This is a genomic window from Micromonospora sp. NPDC050795, from assembly GCF_044456785.1.
In the GTDB taxonomy this organism is placed as follows: domain Bacteria; phylum Actinomycetota; class Actinomycetes; order Mycobacteriales; family Micromonosporaceae; genus Micromonospora.
This window is the reverse complement of record NZ_JBITGE010000001.1, coordinates 250,871-264,531: the sequence shown is the minus strand read 5'-3', so window position 1 is coordinate 264,531 and position 13,661 is coordinate 250,871. Positions and strand designations below refer to the sequence as shown.

Here is a 13,661-nt window from a genome sequence, read left to right as displayed (position 1 = left end):
ACGCGCGGGGCCCGTCCGGACACCTCAGAAGTCGCCGTCGGCCACCTGGAAGACGGTGAGGCCCAGGGACCGCCACATCTGGACCACCTGGACGCGGTCGTCGAAGACGCCGGCCACCCGGTAGCGGTCCCGGATCTCCCGGTCGTAGATCTCCCGCTTGACGATCGAGTCCTTCCGGGAGTCGCCGACGGCGCGCAGGTGCAGGCCCAGGTACGGCACCCGTACGTGCCGGGCCAGCCACGCCTCGGTGGCCGCGCGGGCGGAGGCGTCCCGCCCCGAGCAGAAGACCACCCCGTAGCCTGCGGCGTGCATCGCCCGGACCGCCGCGATCACCGCCGTGTTCGGCTGGTCCTGACCCACCCGGGTCATGTCGTACGGGCTGCGGGAGACGGCCAGCGCGACGGTGCCGTCGATGTCCACCAGGACGATCTCCGGTGGCTCGGTCGACGGCGGGTGCACCACGGCGGGTCGTCCGGTGCGAGCCTGCGGCACCGGCAACGGCAACTCCCGCCCCTGAAGGTAGCGCTCGTGCAGCCGGCGGATCGCGTCCGCGCCGACCTGGTCGCTGGCCGGGCGGGCGGCGTCGCGGCGCAGGCACTCGTCCAGCGGCACGTCGGTGAAGTCGTGCACCTCGAAGTCCGCGCCGTGGCGGGCGGCCAGCTCGGCCCAGCCGCGCAGGGTCCGCGCGCGCAGGTTGGTGTCGTCCACGCAGACGTCCGCTCGGGCCCGCAGCAGCGCCTCGACCTGAGCCTGCTGGACGGCCGTCACCTGCGCCTCGGCCCACTGGGTGAACAGCCGTTCGCCGTGCAGCATCCGACGCAGATCGTCCCGGTTCACCCGCGACACGGACGGCTGGAGCGTGCGGGCGAACGTCGTCTTGCCGGAGGCGGGCAGTCCCCGGGTGGCGATCAGACGGGTCATCGACCCACCTCCGGCTCGACGGGCGTACCCCGGTCGGGGTACCTGGCGGCGGTCCGCCGGGCGCGCGAATGCCCCGCCGGGCGGCGGGAATGCGGACGGGTAGGCACGTGTTGACGATGCCGGACGAGGTGTGCGGCCCGATTGCCGGGTCGGCTCAGGCCCATGGCACACTGGTCAATCGGCCACCGGTTCCGGTTCACGCCCGAGCCCGTCGCGTACGGCGCGACGAGCGATGACGGCGACCCGGCGACCACCAACGAGAGGACCGAGGCGAGATGAAGGCAAACATCCACCCGGAGTACGTGACCACCGAGGTCAGCTGCTCCTGTGGCAACACGTTCACGACCCGCAGCACCGCCAAGGGCGGCACGATCCACGCCGAGACCTGCAGCGCCTGCCACCCGTTCTACACCGGTAAGCAGCGCGTTCTCGACACCGCCGGCCGGGTCGCGAAGTTCCAGCAGAAGTACGCCAAGGTTCAGGCCAAGAAGGCCAAGTAACTCCTCGTTCGGCGCCCGCGTCCGGTTTTCCACCGGACGCGGGCGCCGTCCGCGTTTTCCTCCATTTCCGCCCGGCCGCTGGCCTCCCGGCCCCGGCCCGGTCGTCGCGCACCGTCGAAGGAGCATCCGCAGCATGAGCAGCGAGCGTCTGGCCGGCCTTCTCGACGAGTACGCGGAGCTGGAGAAGCGGTTGGCCGATCCGGCCATCCACGCCGACCAGGCCACCGCGCGCAGGGTCGGCCGCCGGTACGCCGAGCTGGTGCCGCTGCACAAGGCCGCCGACGAGTTGGAGCAGGCCCGCGCCGATCTGGCCGCGGCTCGCGAGCTGGCCGCCGAGGACCCGTCCTTCGCGGCTGAGGCGGACGCCATCGCCGGGTCCCTGCCGGTGCTGGAGGAACGGCTCGCCGAGCTGCTCATTCCGCGCGACCCGCACGACGCCAAGGACGTGATCGTCGAGATCAAGGCCGGTGAGGGTGGCGAGGAGTCAGCGCTGTTCGCCGGTGACCTGCTGCGGATGTACACCCGGTACGCCGAGCGGCACGGCTGGGTCACCGAGGTGATCGACGCGCAGGATTCCGACCTCGGCGGGGTCAAGGACGTCTCCCTGGCGATCAAGACCAAGGGTGTGCCGGACGGTGGCAACGGCGTCTGGTCGCGGCTCAAGTGGGAGGGCGGCGTGCACCGGGTGCAGCGTGTCCCGGTGACGGAGTCGCAGGGCCGGATCCACACCAGCGCCGCCGGGGTGCTGGTGCTTCCGGAGGCCGAGGACGTCGACGTCACGATCGACCAGAACGAGCTGCGCATCGACGTGTTCCGCTCGTCCGGCCCGGGTGGCCAGTCGGTGAACACCACCGACTCGGCGGTGCGGATCACCCACCTGCCGACCGGCATCGTCGTCTCCTGCCAGAACGAGAAGTCCCAGTTGCAGAACCGCGAGCAGGCGATGCGGATCCTGCGGGCCCGACTGCTCGCCGCCGCCCAGGAGCAGGCCGACGCCGCCGCCTCGGACGCGCGTAAGGCCCAGGTGCGCACCGTGGACCGATCGGAGCGGATCCGCACCTACAACTTCCCGCAGAACCGGATCACCGATCACCGGATCGGCTACACCGCGTACAACCTGGACCTGGCGCTCGGCGGCGAGCTGGACGGGGTCCTGGACGCCCTCACCGAGGCCGACCGGGCCGCCCGGCTGGCCGGCGACACCGAGCTGACCCGCCGCTGACCCCGACCCCCCGGGTCCCGACCCTCGACCCCGCGAAGGCTGATCAGCTTGCGCGCGGGCGGGTCTTGGCGCGGAGCATCTCGCGGTCGGCCTGCTCGAACGCGACGCTGAGCGCGTCGCGCAGCCCGCTGCCACCGGAGACCTCGGCGAAGCCGATGCTGACCCCGACCGGGGTGCCCGGGACCAACGACTCCCAGTCCTCCAGGCGGACCGCTGCCTCGATCCGGCGGGCCACCTCGGCGGCCTCGATCATGCCGGTGTCCGGCAGCACCACCACGAATTCATCACCGCCGTAGCGGGCCACGAAGTCGCCTCGGCGCATCACCCGGTTGATCACGCCGGCGATGCGTTGCAGCACCAGGTCGCCCGAATGGTGCCCGTGCCGGGTGTTGACCGCCTTGAAACCGTCCAGGTCGCAGACGCCGATCACCACTCGATCGCCCCGGGTGACCACCGCCGTGATGTAGCGCTCCAACCGGCGGCGGTTGGGCAGCCCGGTGAGCGGGTCGGTCAACGCCTCGCCCTCGAAGCGTGCCGCCTCACGGCGCATCTCCTCGTGGTCGATGCGCGCGGCGATGCCGTCGATGTAGACGTCGCGCAGCCGGTCGTTGCGCTGCGCGGCGAGCCGGAACGACAGCCGGTCGGCCCGGTGCGCCGCCAGGTGGTCCCCGGCACGGGTCAACGCGATGCTGCGCAGCCGGGCCGGCTCGGCCGCCCCGAGCGTCTCGTTGGAGACCTGGACGGTGTCCAGTCGGGCGACCGCTTCGATCGGCCGACCGTCGGCGACGGCGAGGCACACCTGCCCGAGCTGACGCAGGTCGCGGGCGCGGGCGCTGTCCCCGCCGTGGGTCATCAACCGGGCCGGCTCGGGGCCTTCGGTTGCCACCTGATCGCCGAGCGCGGCCTGCCGAGCCGCCGCGTAGCCGTACGCGGCGAGGCTGCTCGGGCGTAGCTGGGCCGCCCGCCCGGCGCGGACGAAGCGGGTCAGGTCGGCGGCCACGTCCCGGAGCACCCGCAGGCAACCGTCGCTGTCGCCGTTGTGGTCGAGGGCCACCGCGTTGCGCAGCCGGATGCCCGGCGCGGCGAACGTCTCCTCCGGGATCCCGGCGGTCAGCCCGAGCTGCCGGGCCCGCTCGATGGCCCCCAGGGCGTACCCGTGGAAGCTGAGGTAGCTGTAGGCCATGGCCAGGTCGTGCCAGCCCCAGGCGGTGTCCCGGTCCGGGTCGGCGACGGCGCCCAGCGCCCGGGCCGCCCGGACGAGGTGCATGACGCAGCGGTCCAGTGCGCCCTGGTGGTGCGCGGCGAGCGCGGCAAGGGCGTTGAGGTGACCGTGCAGGTAGGGCTCGGCGAGGTCGCGGACCGCCGCCGACGCCTCTTCGATGGCCCGGGTGAACTCCGCCGTCCGACCGAGATTGATCAGCGCGGAGAGGCGCTGCACCATGGCGTCCGCCCGCGCCGCCGGGTCGTCGGTGGTGCGGATCACACGCTCCAGCAGGACGTACGCCTCCGCGGAGCGGCTGGCCTCCTGCAACGCCCGGGCGTGCGTCAGGGCGTCAACCTGGTCATCGACCCGGTCGAGCCAGCCCACCCGTCAACCTCCTGTCGTGCGCGCCTGGGCGCACCTGTTCGTCACGTCGCCCGCGACGCTTCATGATTATGTCGTGAGTACTTTGCCGCAACACCCCCCCGAAGGGACAGGTCCCATCCGGCCGTCCGCCGCGGTGGCCCGAGCGGCCCGCGCCCTCGCCGCCGCCGGGGTCGGCTCCGCCCGGGTGGAGGCCGAGTTGCTGGCGGCGTACGTGCTCGGGGTTTCCCGGGGTCGGCTGGCCATCGCCGACGACCTGAGCGACGACCAGGTGGCGCGGCTCGACGAGTTGACGCGCCGCCGCGCCGCGCGCGAGCCGTTGCAGCACCTGACCGGGCGGGCCGGGTTCCGGCACCTGGAGCTGTCGGTCGGCCCGGGTGTCTTCGTGCCCCGCCCGGAGACCGAGCTGTTGGCCGGCTGGGGCGTCGAGCAGGCCCAGGGGCGGCCCGACCCGGTGGTGGTAGACCTGTGCAGCGGCTCGGGCGCGATCGCGCTCGCGGTGGCTCAGGAGCTGCCGGGAGCGCGGGTGATCGCTGTGGAGCGGTCTGCGGGGGCGCTGGTGTGGCTGCGGCGCAACGCGGCCGAGCGCGCCGCGGCGGGGGACCGGCCGATCGAGGTGGTCGAGGCCGATGTGACATCGCCGGACCTGCTGGCCGAACTGGTGGGCCGGGTGGACGTGCTGCTCTGCAACCCGCCGTACGTGCCGGACGACGTGGTGGTCCCGCCGGAGGTGGCCGGGCACGACCCGGCGGAGGCGGTCTTCGGCGGCGCGGACGGTCTGGTGGTGATCCGGCCGGTCGTCGCCCGGTCCGCGGTGCTGTTGCGCCCGGGAGGTGTGTTCGGCGTCGAGCACGACGACACCCACGGCGCGGCGGTGCCCGAGCTGCTCGCCCAGGACGGCGGCTTCACCGCTGTCGCGGAGCATCTGGACCTCACCGGGCGTCCCCGCTACGCGACCGCGTCCCGACGGGCGGACGGCCAGCACGCCCCGATCGGGGCGGCGTGGCAGACTGACTCCTCGTGATGCTCTACGACTGCCGATCGCCCGCCGATCGGGACCGCGGCATCGCCGCGGCGATCGAGGCGGTCAAGAACGGCGAGCTGGTCGTTCTCCCGACGGACACCGTGTACGGGATCGGCGCGGACGCGTTCACCCCGTACGCGGTGAAGGCGCTGCTCGATGCCAAGGGCCGGGGTCGGCAGATGCCGCCGCCGGTGCTGATCGGCTCGCGGCACACCCTGGACGGGTTGGTCTTCTCGCTGCCCACGGCCGCCCGGGACCTCGTGGAGGCGTTCTGGCCGGGTGCCCTGACGATCGTGGTCGAGCACTCGCCGAGCCTGCAGTGGGACCTGGGCGACAAGACCGGCACGGTGGCGGTGCGGATGCCGCTGCACCCGGTGGCGTTGGAGGTGCTGCGCGAGACCGGCCCGATGGCGGTCTCGTCGGCCAACAAGACCGGCCAGCCGGCCGCGGTCACCGCCGACGAGGCACGTGACCAGCTCAGCTACTCGGTGCGGGCCTACCTGGAGGCCGGCCCCTGCCCGGACCCGGTGCCCAGCACGATCGTCGATCTGACCGGTGAGGTGCCGCAGCTGTTGCGGGCCGGGGCGATCCCGTTGGAAAAGCTGCGCGACGTGGTTCCGGATCTCGTCGACGGTCGGGCGGTCTGAGTGCCCCCGTTCACTGTTCTGCACGTCTGCATGGGCAACATCTGCCGCTCGCCGATGGCGGAGCGGCTGCTGGCCCTGGCGGTGCGGGAACGGCTGACCCGGCGTTCGCAGGACCCGGCCCAGGCCGAGGAGCTGGTGCACAGCCACAGCGCCGGCACGGGTGGCTGGCACGCGGGCGAGGAGATGAACCCGCCGGCGGCACGGCAGGTCACCGGCCGTGGTGGGGACGTGGCGGGGTTCGCGGCGCGCAAGCTGCGCTCGGACCACATCGACGCCGCCGACCTGGTCCTGACCGCCACCGCCGACCAGCAGGAGTACGTGGTGGCGCTTCGTCCGGACGCGGCGGCCCGCACGTTCGTGCTGGGCGAGTTCGGCCGGCTGCTGGCCGTCGTGGACACCGCCGCGCTGCCACCTGGTGACGCCACCCCGGAGGCCGTGTACGCCCGGGGGATGGCCCTGGTGGCGGCGGCGCACGACGCGCGGCTCGGCGCGTCGGCGCTGACCACCGATGATCTGGATGACCCGTGGGGTCGTGGCGACCAGTGCTACAGCCGGGTCGCCGACGAGATCGAGGAGACGGTCCACCCGCTGGCCGGCGCGCTGCTGCCCTGAGCGTGGTGCGAGTTTCCTCCGGGTTTGGGGAAAACCCAGGGCCAAAGGGGCGTTCCGGGTCATTCTGAACGGGTCCTAGCGTGACCGGCTCCTGCGGGGAGAGCTGATGATCCGGGCCCAACTCGACAAACTACTGACCGTGGTGATCGCCGGAGTGCTGGCCGGGTTGGTGCTGGCCGCCGCCGCACTGCCCGCGGCCCTGGTCTTCGGGATCGGCTTCAGCGCCCTGTCGACGCCGTACTCGGAGCTGCCGAACACACTCCGGACGCCGCCCACCGCGCAGCGCTCCAACCTGTACGCCAACGACGGCACCACCCTGATCACCTCCTTCTACCAGGAGGACCGGGTGGACGTGCCGCTGCACGAGGTGGCTCCGGTCATGCGCCGGGCGATCGTGGCCGCCGAGGACGTCCGGTTCTACCAGCACAGCGGGGTCGACCTGCGGGGCGTCGTACGCGCGTTCACCGTCAACAAGCGCGACGGCCAGACCAGGCAGGGCGCCTCCACGCTGACCATGCAGTACGTCCGCAACGTGCTCAGCAACGACCCTCGGCTGACCGAGGCGCAGCGGAACGCCGCCACCGAACTCACCACCGTCCGCAAGCTCCAGGAGATGCGGTACGCGCTCGCGTTGGAGCGGGAACTCGACAAGGACGAGATCCTGACCCGTTACCTCAACATCGCCTACTTCGGTGCCGGGGCGTACGGCATCGCGGCGGCCAGCAAGCGGTACTTCTCCCGCTCCCCGGCCGAGCTGACCCTGGCCCAGGCGGCACTGCTCGCCGGTCTGGTGCGCTCGCCGGACAGCGACGACCCGATCAACGGCGACGCCGACAGCGCGGTGGCCCGACGGTCGTACGTGTTGGAGCGGCTGGTGGAGACGAGGCAGGTGCCGGCGGACGCGGCGGCGGCGGCCCGCGCCGAACCGCTGCAACTGCGGCCCAGCGAGACCCCGAACGACTGCACGGGTGTGCCCGACGCGCACCGCGACTGGGGCTTCTTCTGCGACTGGTTCACCCGCTGGTGGAGCAGCCAGTCCGCGTTCGGGGCGACCGCCGACGAACGGCAGCGCGTGCTGCGCCGGGGCGGTTTCTCCATCGTGTCGTCGCTGGACCCGGGGGTGCAGCGGGCCACCACCGAGCAGGTGCTGAAGATCTACGCGCCGACCAGGGCCGAGGCGGCGCCCACCGCGGTCGTGCAACCGGGTACCGGGCGGGTGCTGGCCATGTCGGTGAACCGCGCCTACAGCGTGGCGGACAACCCGGTCGGGCAGAAGAACCGACCGAACACCGTCAACCAGTTGGTCGCCGGCGGCGGCGCGATCGAGGGGTACCAGGGCGGCTCGACGTTCAAGCTCTTCACCCTGCTCGCCGCGCTGGAGTCCGGCCTGCCGCTGTCGACCGACTTCGTGGCGCCGACCCAGTTGCTCACCCGCTTCCCGGTGACCGGGGCAGCGAGCTGCGACGGACGGTGGTGCCCGTCGAACGCCAGCCCGTCGTCGATGGACGGCCCCCGCACCATGTGGAGCGCGTTCGGCCGCTCGGTGAACACGTACTTCGCCTGGCTCACCGAGAAGGTCGGCGCCGACCGGGTGGTGGAGATGGCCGAGCGGCTCGGCATCGTGCTGCGGGCCGAGTCCGACGCCAAGCTGGCCCGCTACGGCGCGAAGGACTGGGGTCCGTTCACCCTGGGCGTGGCCGCGACCACCCCGTTGGACCTGGCCAGCGCGTACGCCACAGTGGCGGCCGAGGGGACCTGGTGCGCGCCGCTGCCGGTGGTCTCGATCACCGACTCGGGCGGGCGGCCGGTCGACGCCGCCAAGCCGGACTGCCGACAGGTGCTCGACCCCGACGTCGCGCGGGCGGCCACCGACGCGGCCCGCTGCCCGGTCGGCGACCAGTCGATGTACGGGCGCTGCGACGGCGCCACCGCACCCGGGCTGCGGGCGAAGCTCGGCCGCCCGGTGGCGGGCAAGACCGGCAGTTCCGAGCGGTACGAGACGGAGACGGTGGTGGCGTTCACGCCGCAACTCGCGGTCGCCTCGATGGCCGCGAACCCGGACGATCCCCGGGACGCGGTCGGTCAGGCGGTGCAGGCCCAGATGGTGAACGCGGTCGGCGAAGTGCTCGCCTTCGCCCTGCGCGACCAACCGATCCGCGACTTCGTCCCGCCGAGCGAACGCACCGCCTTCCAAACCCAACCCCAAGCCGGCAACTAACCCCACCCCAAGCCCCGCTTCACCCTGGCCCCGCCCCGCCCCGCCCCGCCCCGCCCCGCCCCGCGCCCGCCTCACTCCCGCGATCTTGCAGTTTCTGTCGCGACAAAGGGTGCTCCAGCTCTCAAATCGACAACACAAAGTGCAAGATCGCGGAGTGGGGAGGCAGGGAGGGGCGGGGCGGGGGGCAGGGAGGCGCGGGGTGGTTAGCGGGGTTGTTCGGCGTTGCGGGCTATGTTGCGGGCCATTCCGCCGAAGACCACCGCGTGGAACGGGGCCACCGACTTCCAGTAGGCGTGCCCCGGCAGGCCGCGCGGCAGGAAGACGGCGCGTTGCTGGTAGCGGCTGCGGCCGTCGCCGGCCGGCAGGACCCGCATCTCCAGCCAGGCCCGGCCGGGTAGGCGCATTTCGGCGCGTAGTCGCAGCAGCTCGCCCGGGATGATCTCCTCGACCCGCCAGAAGTCCAGCGCCTCGCCGACCTGGAGGCGGTGCGGGTCGCGCCGACCTCGCCGCAGCCCGACCCCGCCGACCAGCCGGTCCAGCCAGCCGCGGATCGACCAGGCGAGGGGGAACGAGTACCAACCGTGTTCGCCACCGACGCCCTCGACGACCCGCCAGAGCGCGGCGGGTGGTGCGTCGACCGCTCGTTCCCGCACGTCGGTGTAGGCGGTGCCACCGGACCACACCGGGTCCGTGGGCAGTGGCTCGGCGGGGGCGTCCGGGCCGCTCGCTGTGGACCAGCGGGTCTCCACCTGGGCGTCGCGCACCTTGGCCAGCGCCAGCGCCACCGCCTCGTCGAAGCCGGTCAGCCCGCCGGGTGGGTCGGGGATGTAGCGGGCGATGTCGTGTTCGTGGGTGACCGCCTCGTGGATCAGGCTCTCCACCAGGGGGCGGGCAATCTTGTTCGGCACGGGGGTGATCAGCCCGACCCAGTGCGAGGAGAGGGACGGGGTGAGCGGGCGGACCGGCACGATGATCCGCCGGCGCAGCCCGGCCACCCGGGCGTAACGCTGCATCATCTCGCGGAAGGTCAGCACGTCCGGACCGCCGACGTCGAAGCCCCGGTTGACCTCGGTCGGCAGTTCGGCGCAGCCGGCCAGGTAGTGCAGCACGTCGCGGACCGCTATCGGTTGGATCCGGTTGCGGACCCAACGTGGGGTGATCATGGCGGGCAGCCGCTCGGTCAGGTAACGCAGCATCTCGAACGACGCCGAGCCGGATCCGATGATCACCGCGGCGCGGAGCACCGCGGTGGGCACTCCGCTGCCCAGCAGGATCCGGCCGACCTCGGCACGGGACCGCAGGTGCGGGGAGGGCACCTCCGCGTCGGACGCCGGTTCGGGGCCGCCCAGGTAGACGATCCGCCGTACGCCGGCCTCGCGCGCCGCAGCCGCGAAATTGGTCGCCGCCGCCCGGTCGGCCGCCTCGAAGTCGGAGCGGCCCAGCGAGTGCACCAGGAAGTACGCGACGTCCACGTCGGCGAACGCGGCGGGCAGCGTCTCCGGTCGACTCAGGTCTCCTTCGACGATGTCGGCCGCCGAGGCCCAGGGCACGTCGCGCAGCCGTACCGCCTTGCGGGCGAGGCAGCGCACTGTGTGCCCGTCGGCGAGCAGCAGCGGCGTCAGCCGCCCGCCGATGTAGCCGGTAGCGCCGGTGACGAGGCATCTCACGGGTTCCAGTGTGCGGCCCCCTAGACTCGTTCGCTGTGGAGACCGAGACGAGCACCTTCTGGGGGCCGGATTTCGCGCAGCTCAGGGCCACCGATCCGGAGATCGCCGGGGTGGTCCTCGGCGAGTTGGACCGGTTGCGTGGCGGCCTGCAGCTCATCGCCAGCGAGAACCTGACCTCGCCGGCGGTGCTCGCCGCGCTCGGTTCGACGCTGACGAACAAGTACGCCGAGGGTTACCCGGGCCGGCGCTACTACGGCGGTTGTGCCGAGGTGGACCGGGCCGAGGAGATCGGCATCGCCCGGGCCAAGGAACTCTTCGGGGCCGAGCACGCGAACCTCCAGCCGCACTCCGGGGCGAGCGCCACCCTGGCCGCGTACGCCGCGTTGGTGCAGCCGGGGGACACGGTGCTGGCGATGGATCTGCCGCACGGCGGGCACCTCACCCATGGCAGCCGCGTGAACTTCTCCGGCAAGTGGTTCCACCCGGTCGGCTACCCGGTCCGGCCGGACACCGAGCAGATCGACTACGACGAGGTACGGGACCTGGCGCGGGCGCACCGACCCAAGCTGATCATCTGTGGGGCCACCGCGTACCCGCGCCTGATCGACTTCGCGCGGTTCCGGGAGATCGCCGACGAGGTCGGCGCGTACCTGATGGTGGACGCGGCGCACTTCATCGGCCTGGTCGCCGGACGGGCGATCCCGTCCCCGGTGCCGTACGCCGATGTCGTCTGCGCCACCACCCACAAGGTGCTGCGCGGGCCGCGCGGCGGCATGATCCTGTGCCGCGAGTCGCTGGCCCAGCGGATCGACAAGGCGGTCTTCCCGTTCACCCAGGGCGGCCCGCTGATGCACGCGGTCGCGGCCAAGGCGGTCGCGCTGCGCGAGGCCGCCCAGCCGGAGTTCCAGACGTACGCCCGGCAGGTGGTCAGCAACGCCCAGGCGCTCGCCGCCGGGCTGGCCGACGAGGGGATGCGCCCGGTGTCCGGCGGCACCGACACCCACCTCGCCCTGATCGACCTGCGGGAGCTGGGGGTGACCGGCACCGAGGCCGGGCGCCGCTGCGACGCCGCGTCGATCACCCTGAACAAGAACGCCATCCCGTACGACCCGCAGCCGCCGATGGTGGCCTCCGGCATCCGGGTGGGCACACCGAGCGTCACCACGCAGGGGATGCGCGAGGGGGAGCTGCGCCAGGTGGCGACCCTGATCGCCCGTGCGGTGCGCACCGATCCCGGTGCTGCCGGCGGGGTCGACGAGTTGACCCGGCTCGGTGCCGAGGTGGCCGAGCTGGTCGCGGCGTTCCCGGCGTACCCCCGTGGCTGAGCCCGGGGTGGTCGAGCCGGGCACCGACCGGCGGTGGCGGCTGCGGCACCTGCCGGTGTTGCTGGCCGCGTCGGCGGCGCTCGCCGTGGTCGCCGCGGTGGTGGGCGGGGTGACCGGCGGTGTGACGGCCGCGGTCGGCGCGGCGGCCGGCGTGGGCGTCACGGTGCTCAGCTACACCCTCACCACGGTGGTGCTGGCGCGGGCCGATCAGGTCAACCCGCAGTTGCTGCTGCCGCTCGGGGTGGGCCTGTACGTGCTGAAGTTCAGCCTGTTGGGTGCGGTGCTGGTGGTGGTGGCGTCGACTGGTTGGCCCGGTTTGATCCCTCTTTGCCTTGGCATCGTCGCCGGGGTGGCAGTGTGGACAGCGGTGCACCTCTGGTGGCTGACCACGGTGCACGCTCGCCGGCCGCAGGGCTAGACCTGGCGGTCGTCCCAACCAGCGGACGCGCCGCAATGTGTCGGCCTCCGGTCATTTTCCCACGGGCGGAAGGGGAGTAGCGTGCCCACAGACGACGGCGCCCACGAGAAGCCCACACAACGACGGTTGTGCGGGGGGTGAGGCACAGCCTCGTCTTCCCGGCTGATATCGTTCGCCCCGTCATGGCTGGTGACCAAACCCCCCGTCCCGCCGGTGATTCGGACGATTATCCGTCCGGCGCCGGTCAGGGCTGGACCGCGCTCAGCTACCTCATCGGAGGAATGCTCGTGTGGGGTTTCATCGGCTGGCTGGTCGACCAGTGGCTCGATACAGGTGGCGTCGCCACCGGGATCGGCGTCGTGCTCGGCGTGACCGGGGGGATCATCCTCGTCGTCCGTCGGCTCGGCACGCCTACTTAGGAAGGGACACGGTGTTCGGACAGGCGAACGTTCTGGCAGCGGGCCAGGCGGCATTCCCACCCAGTGTGGACGACTTCTACCTGCCCGCGATCGTGCCCTGGGGCGCGGAGAACGCCCCGTGGTTCACCAAGTTCACGCTGATGATCTGGATCGCGGTCGGCCTTCTGATCATCTTCTTCCTGGCGACCTATCGGAACCCACAGTTGGTGCCGACCAAGAAGCAGTGGTTCGCCGAGTCGATCTACGGCTTCGTGCGCAACAACATCTCGGTCGACATGATCGGTCACCAGGGCGTGCGGTTCGCTCCGTACTTCACGACGCTGTTCTGCTTCGTGCTGGTGACGAACGCGTTCGCGATCATTCCGTTCTTCCAGATCTCGCCGAACTCGCACATCGCCTTCCCGGCGATCCTCGCGGTGATCAGCTACGTGCTGTTCAACTACATCGGCATCCGGCACCACGGCTTCGGCAAATACTTCAAGCACGCCCTGATCCCGCCGGCACCGTGGTACATCCTGCCGCTGCTGATCCCGATCGAGGCGTTCTCGACCTTCATCATCCGGCCGTTCTCGCTGGCCGTCCGTCTCTTCGCGAACATGTTCGCCGGCCACATGCTCCTGCTGGTCTTCACGCTCGGCGGCTTCGCGATGCTCAACGCCAACGCCTGGCTGGCGCCGATCTCGGTGGTCTCCTGGGTGATGACAGTGGCGCTGACCCTCCTCGAGGCGCTGGTCATCGTCCTGCAGGCATACGTCTTCACCGTGCTGAGCGCCAGCTACATCCAGGGCGCGCTCGCCGAAGAGCACTGATCCACGCACCAACCGTTGTCGTCCCGCGTGAGAGTCACGCGTGATAACCAGGAGGAACCACTAATGGATTACGTCGCCGCGGTAGAGGGCAGCACCGCCGCCATCGGCTACGGCCTCGCGGCCATCGGCCCGGGCATCGGCGTTGGCCTGGTCTTCGCCGCCTACATCCAGTCGACCGCCCGGCAGCCCGAGTCGTCGCGCATGACCCTGCCGTACGTCTGGATCGGCTTCGCCGTCATCGAGGCGCTCGCGCTGTTCGGCATCGCCTTCGGCTTCATCTGGGCCGGCTGATTC

The 13,661-nt window shown here is 71.8% G+C and carries 14 protein-coding genes; 11 read left to right on the top strand and 3 right to left on the bottom strand.

Annotation, left to right across the window (positions count from 1 at the left end; all coding sequences use genetic code 11):
• Nucleotides 1–24: 24 nt before the first annotated feature.
• Entirely contained in the window at nucleotides 25–921 is an 897-nt protein-coding gene (locus ACIBEF_RS01405; protein WP_396790163.1) for an AAA family ATPase, read from the bottom strand.
• Between the two features lie 275 nt (nucleotides 922–1,196).
• On the opposite strand from ACIBEF_RS01405, the gene rpmE reads away from it, so the two are divergent.
• Entirely contained in the window at nucleotides 1,197–1,421 is a 225-nt protein-coding gene (gene rpmE, locus ACIBEF_RS01400) for a 50S ribosomal protein L31 (protein ID WP_355008073.1), read from the top strand.
• Between the two features lie 133 nt (nucleotides 1,422–1,554).
• On the top strand, nucleotides 1,555–2,643 hold the full coding sequence (prfA, locus tag ACIBEF_RS01395) for a peptide chain release factor 1 (protein WP_091405908.1): 1,089 nt from the start codon (nucleotides 1,555–1,557) through the stop codon (nucleotides 2,641–2,643).
• Nucleotides 2,644–2,686: 43 nt separating this feature from the next.
• Here the strand turns inward: prfA and ACIBEF_RS01390 are convergent, their stop codons facing one another.
• The gene (locus ACIBEF_RS01390) at nucleotides 2,687–4,231 is read right to left on the bottom strand and encodes a diguanylate cyclase domain-containing protein (RefSeq protein WP_396790160.1); all 1,545 of its coding nucleotides are present in this window, start codon (nucleotides 4,229–4,231) and stop codon (nucleotides 2,687–2,689) included.
• A 73-nt stretch (nucleotides 4,232–4,304) separates the two neighbouring features.
• Between ACIBEF_RS01390 and prmC the strand changes: the two genes are divergently transcribed.
• The 4 genes from prmC to ACIBEF_RS01370 all read left to right on the top strand — a co-directional run bounded on the left by prmC (nucleotide 4,305) and on the right by ACIBEF_RS01370 (nucleotide 8,729).
• Nucleotides 4,305–5,252 carry a peptide chain release factor N(5)-glutamine methyltransferase gene (gene prmC, locus ACIBEF_RS01385; protein ID WP_396790158.1) on the top strand — a complete coding sequence of 316 codons (948 nt, stop codon included), beginning with the start codon at nucleotides 4,305–4,307 and terminating at the stop codon, nucleotides 5,250–5,252.
• The gene (locus ACIBEF_RS01380; RefSeq protein ID WP_091406475.1) at nucleotides 5,252–5,899 is read left to right on the top strand and encodes an L-threonylcarbamoyladenylate synthase; all 648 of its coding nucleotides are present in this window, start codon (nucleotides 5,252–5,254) and stop codon (nucleotides 5,897–5,899) included. Before prmC ends, ACIBEF_RS01380 begins: the two co-directional genes overlap by 1 nt.
• Complete coding sequence (locus tag ACIBEF_RS01375; RefSeq protein WP_396790156.1) at nucleotides 5,900–6,511, top strand: phosphotyrosine protein phosphatase; 612 nt, start codon at nucleotides 5,900–5,902, stop codon at nucleotides 6,509–6,511.
• 106 nt (nucleotides 6,512–6,617) lie between these two features.
• Nucleotides 6,618–8,729: a transglycosylase domain-containing protein gene (locus tag ACIBEF_RS01370; RefSeq protein WP_396790154.1), complete on the top strand. Its 2,112-nt coding sequence runs from the start codon at nucleotides 6,618–6,620 to the stop codon at nucleotides 8,727–8,729.
• Between the two features lie 203 nt (nucleotides 8,730–8,932).
• Here the strand turns inward: ACIBEF_RS01370 and ACIBEF_RS01365 are convergent, their stop codons facing one another.
• A complete protein-coding gene (locus tag ACIBEF_RS01365) occupies nucleotides 8,933–10,396 on the bottom strand; it encodes an SDR family oxidoreductase (protein ID WP_396790152.1) in 1,464 nt (487 codons plus the stop codon).
• A gap of 35 nt (nucleotides 10,397–10,431) precedes the next feature.
• On the opposite strand from ACIBEF_RS01365, the gene glyA reads away from it, so the two are divergent.
• From glyA to ACIBEF_RS01340, 5 genes are all read left to right on the top strand, one after another.
• Entirely contained in the window at nucleotides 10,432–11,721 is a 1,290-nt protein-coding gene (gene glyA / locus ACIBEF_RS01360) for a serine hydroxymethyltransferase (RefSeq protein ID WP_396790150.1), read from the top strand.
• Nucleotides 11,714–12,139, top strand: coding sequence for a hypothetical protein (locus tag ACIBEF_RS01355; RefSeq protein WP_396790148.1), 426 nt, complete (start codon nucleotides 11,714–11,716; stop codon nucleotides 12,137–12,139). Before glyA ends, ACIBEF_RS01355 begins: the two co-directional genes overlap by 8 nt.
• A 182-nt stretch (nucleotides 12,140–12,321) precedes the next feature.
• Nucleotides 12,322–12,558 carry a hypothetical protein gene (locus tag ACIBEF_RS01350; protein WP_355008064.1) on the top strand — a complete coding sequence of 79 codons (237 nt, stop codon included), beginning with the start codon at nucleotides 12,322–12,324 and terminating at the stop codon, nucleotides 12,556–12,558.
• A gap of 11 nt (nucleotides 12,559–12,569) precedes the next feature.
• Nucleotides 12,570–13,367: a F0F1 ATP synthase subunit A gene (gene atpB / locus ACIBEF_RS01345; RefSeq protein ID WP_396790146.1), complete on the top strand. Its 798-nt coding sequence runs from the start codon at nucleotides 12,570–12,572 to the stop codon at nucleotides 13,365–13,367.
• A gap of 63 nt (nucleotides 13,368–13,430) precedes the next feature.
• A complete protein-coding gene (locus tag ACIBEF_RS01340; protein WP_074314047.1) occupies nucleotides 13,431–13,658 on the top strand; it encodes an ATP synthase F0 subunit C in 228 nt (75 codons plus the stop codon).
• The last annotated feature ends 3 nt before the right edge of the window (nucleotides 13,659–13,661 follow it).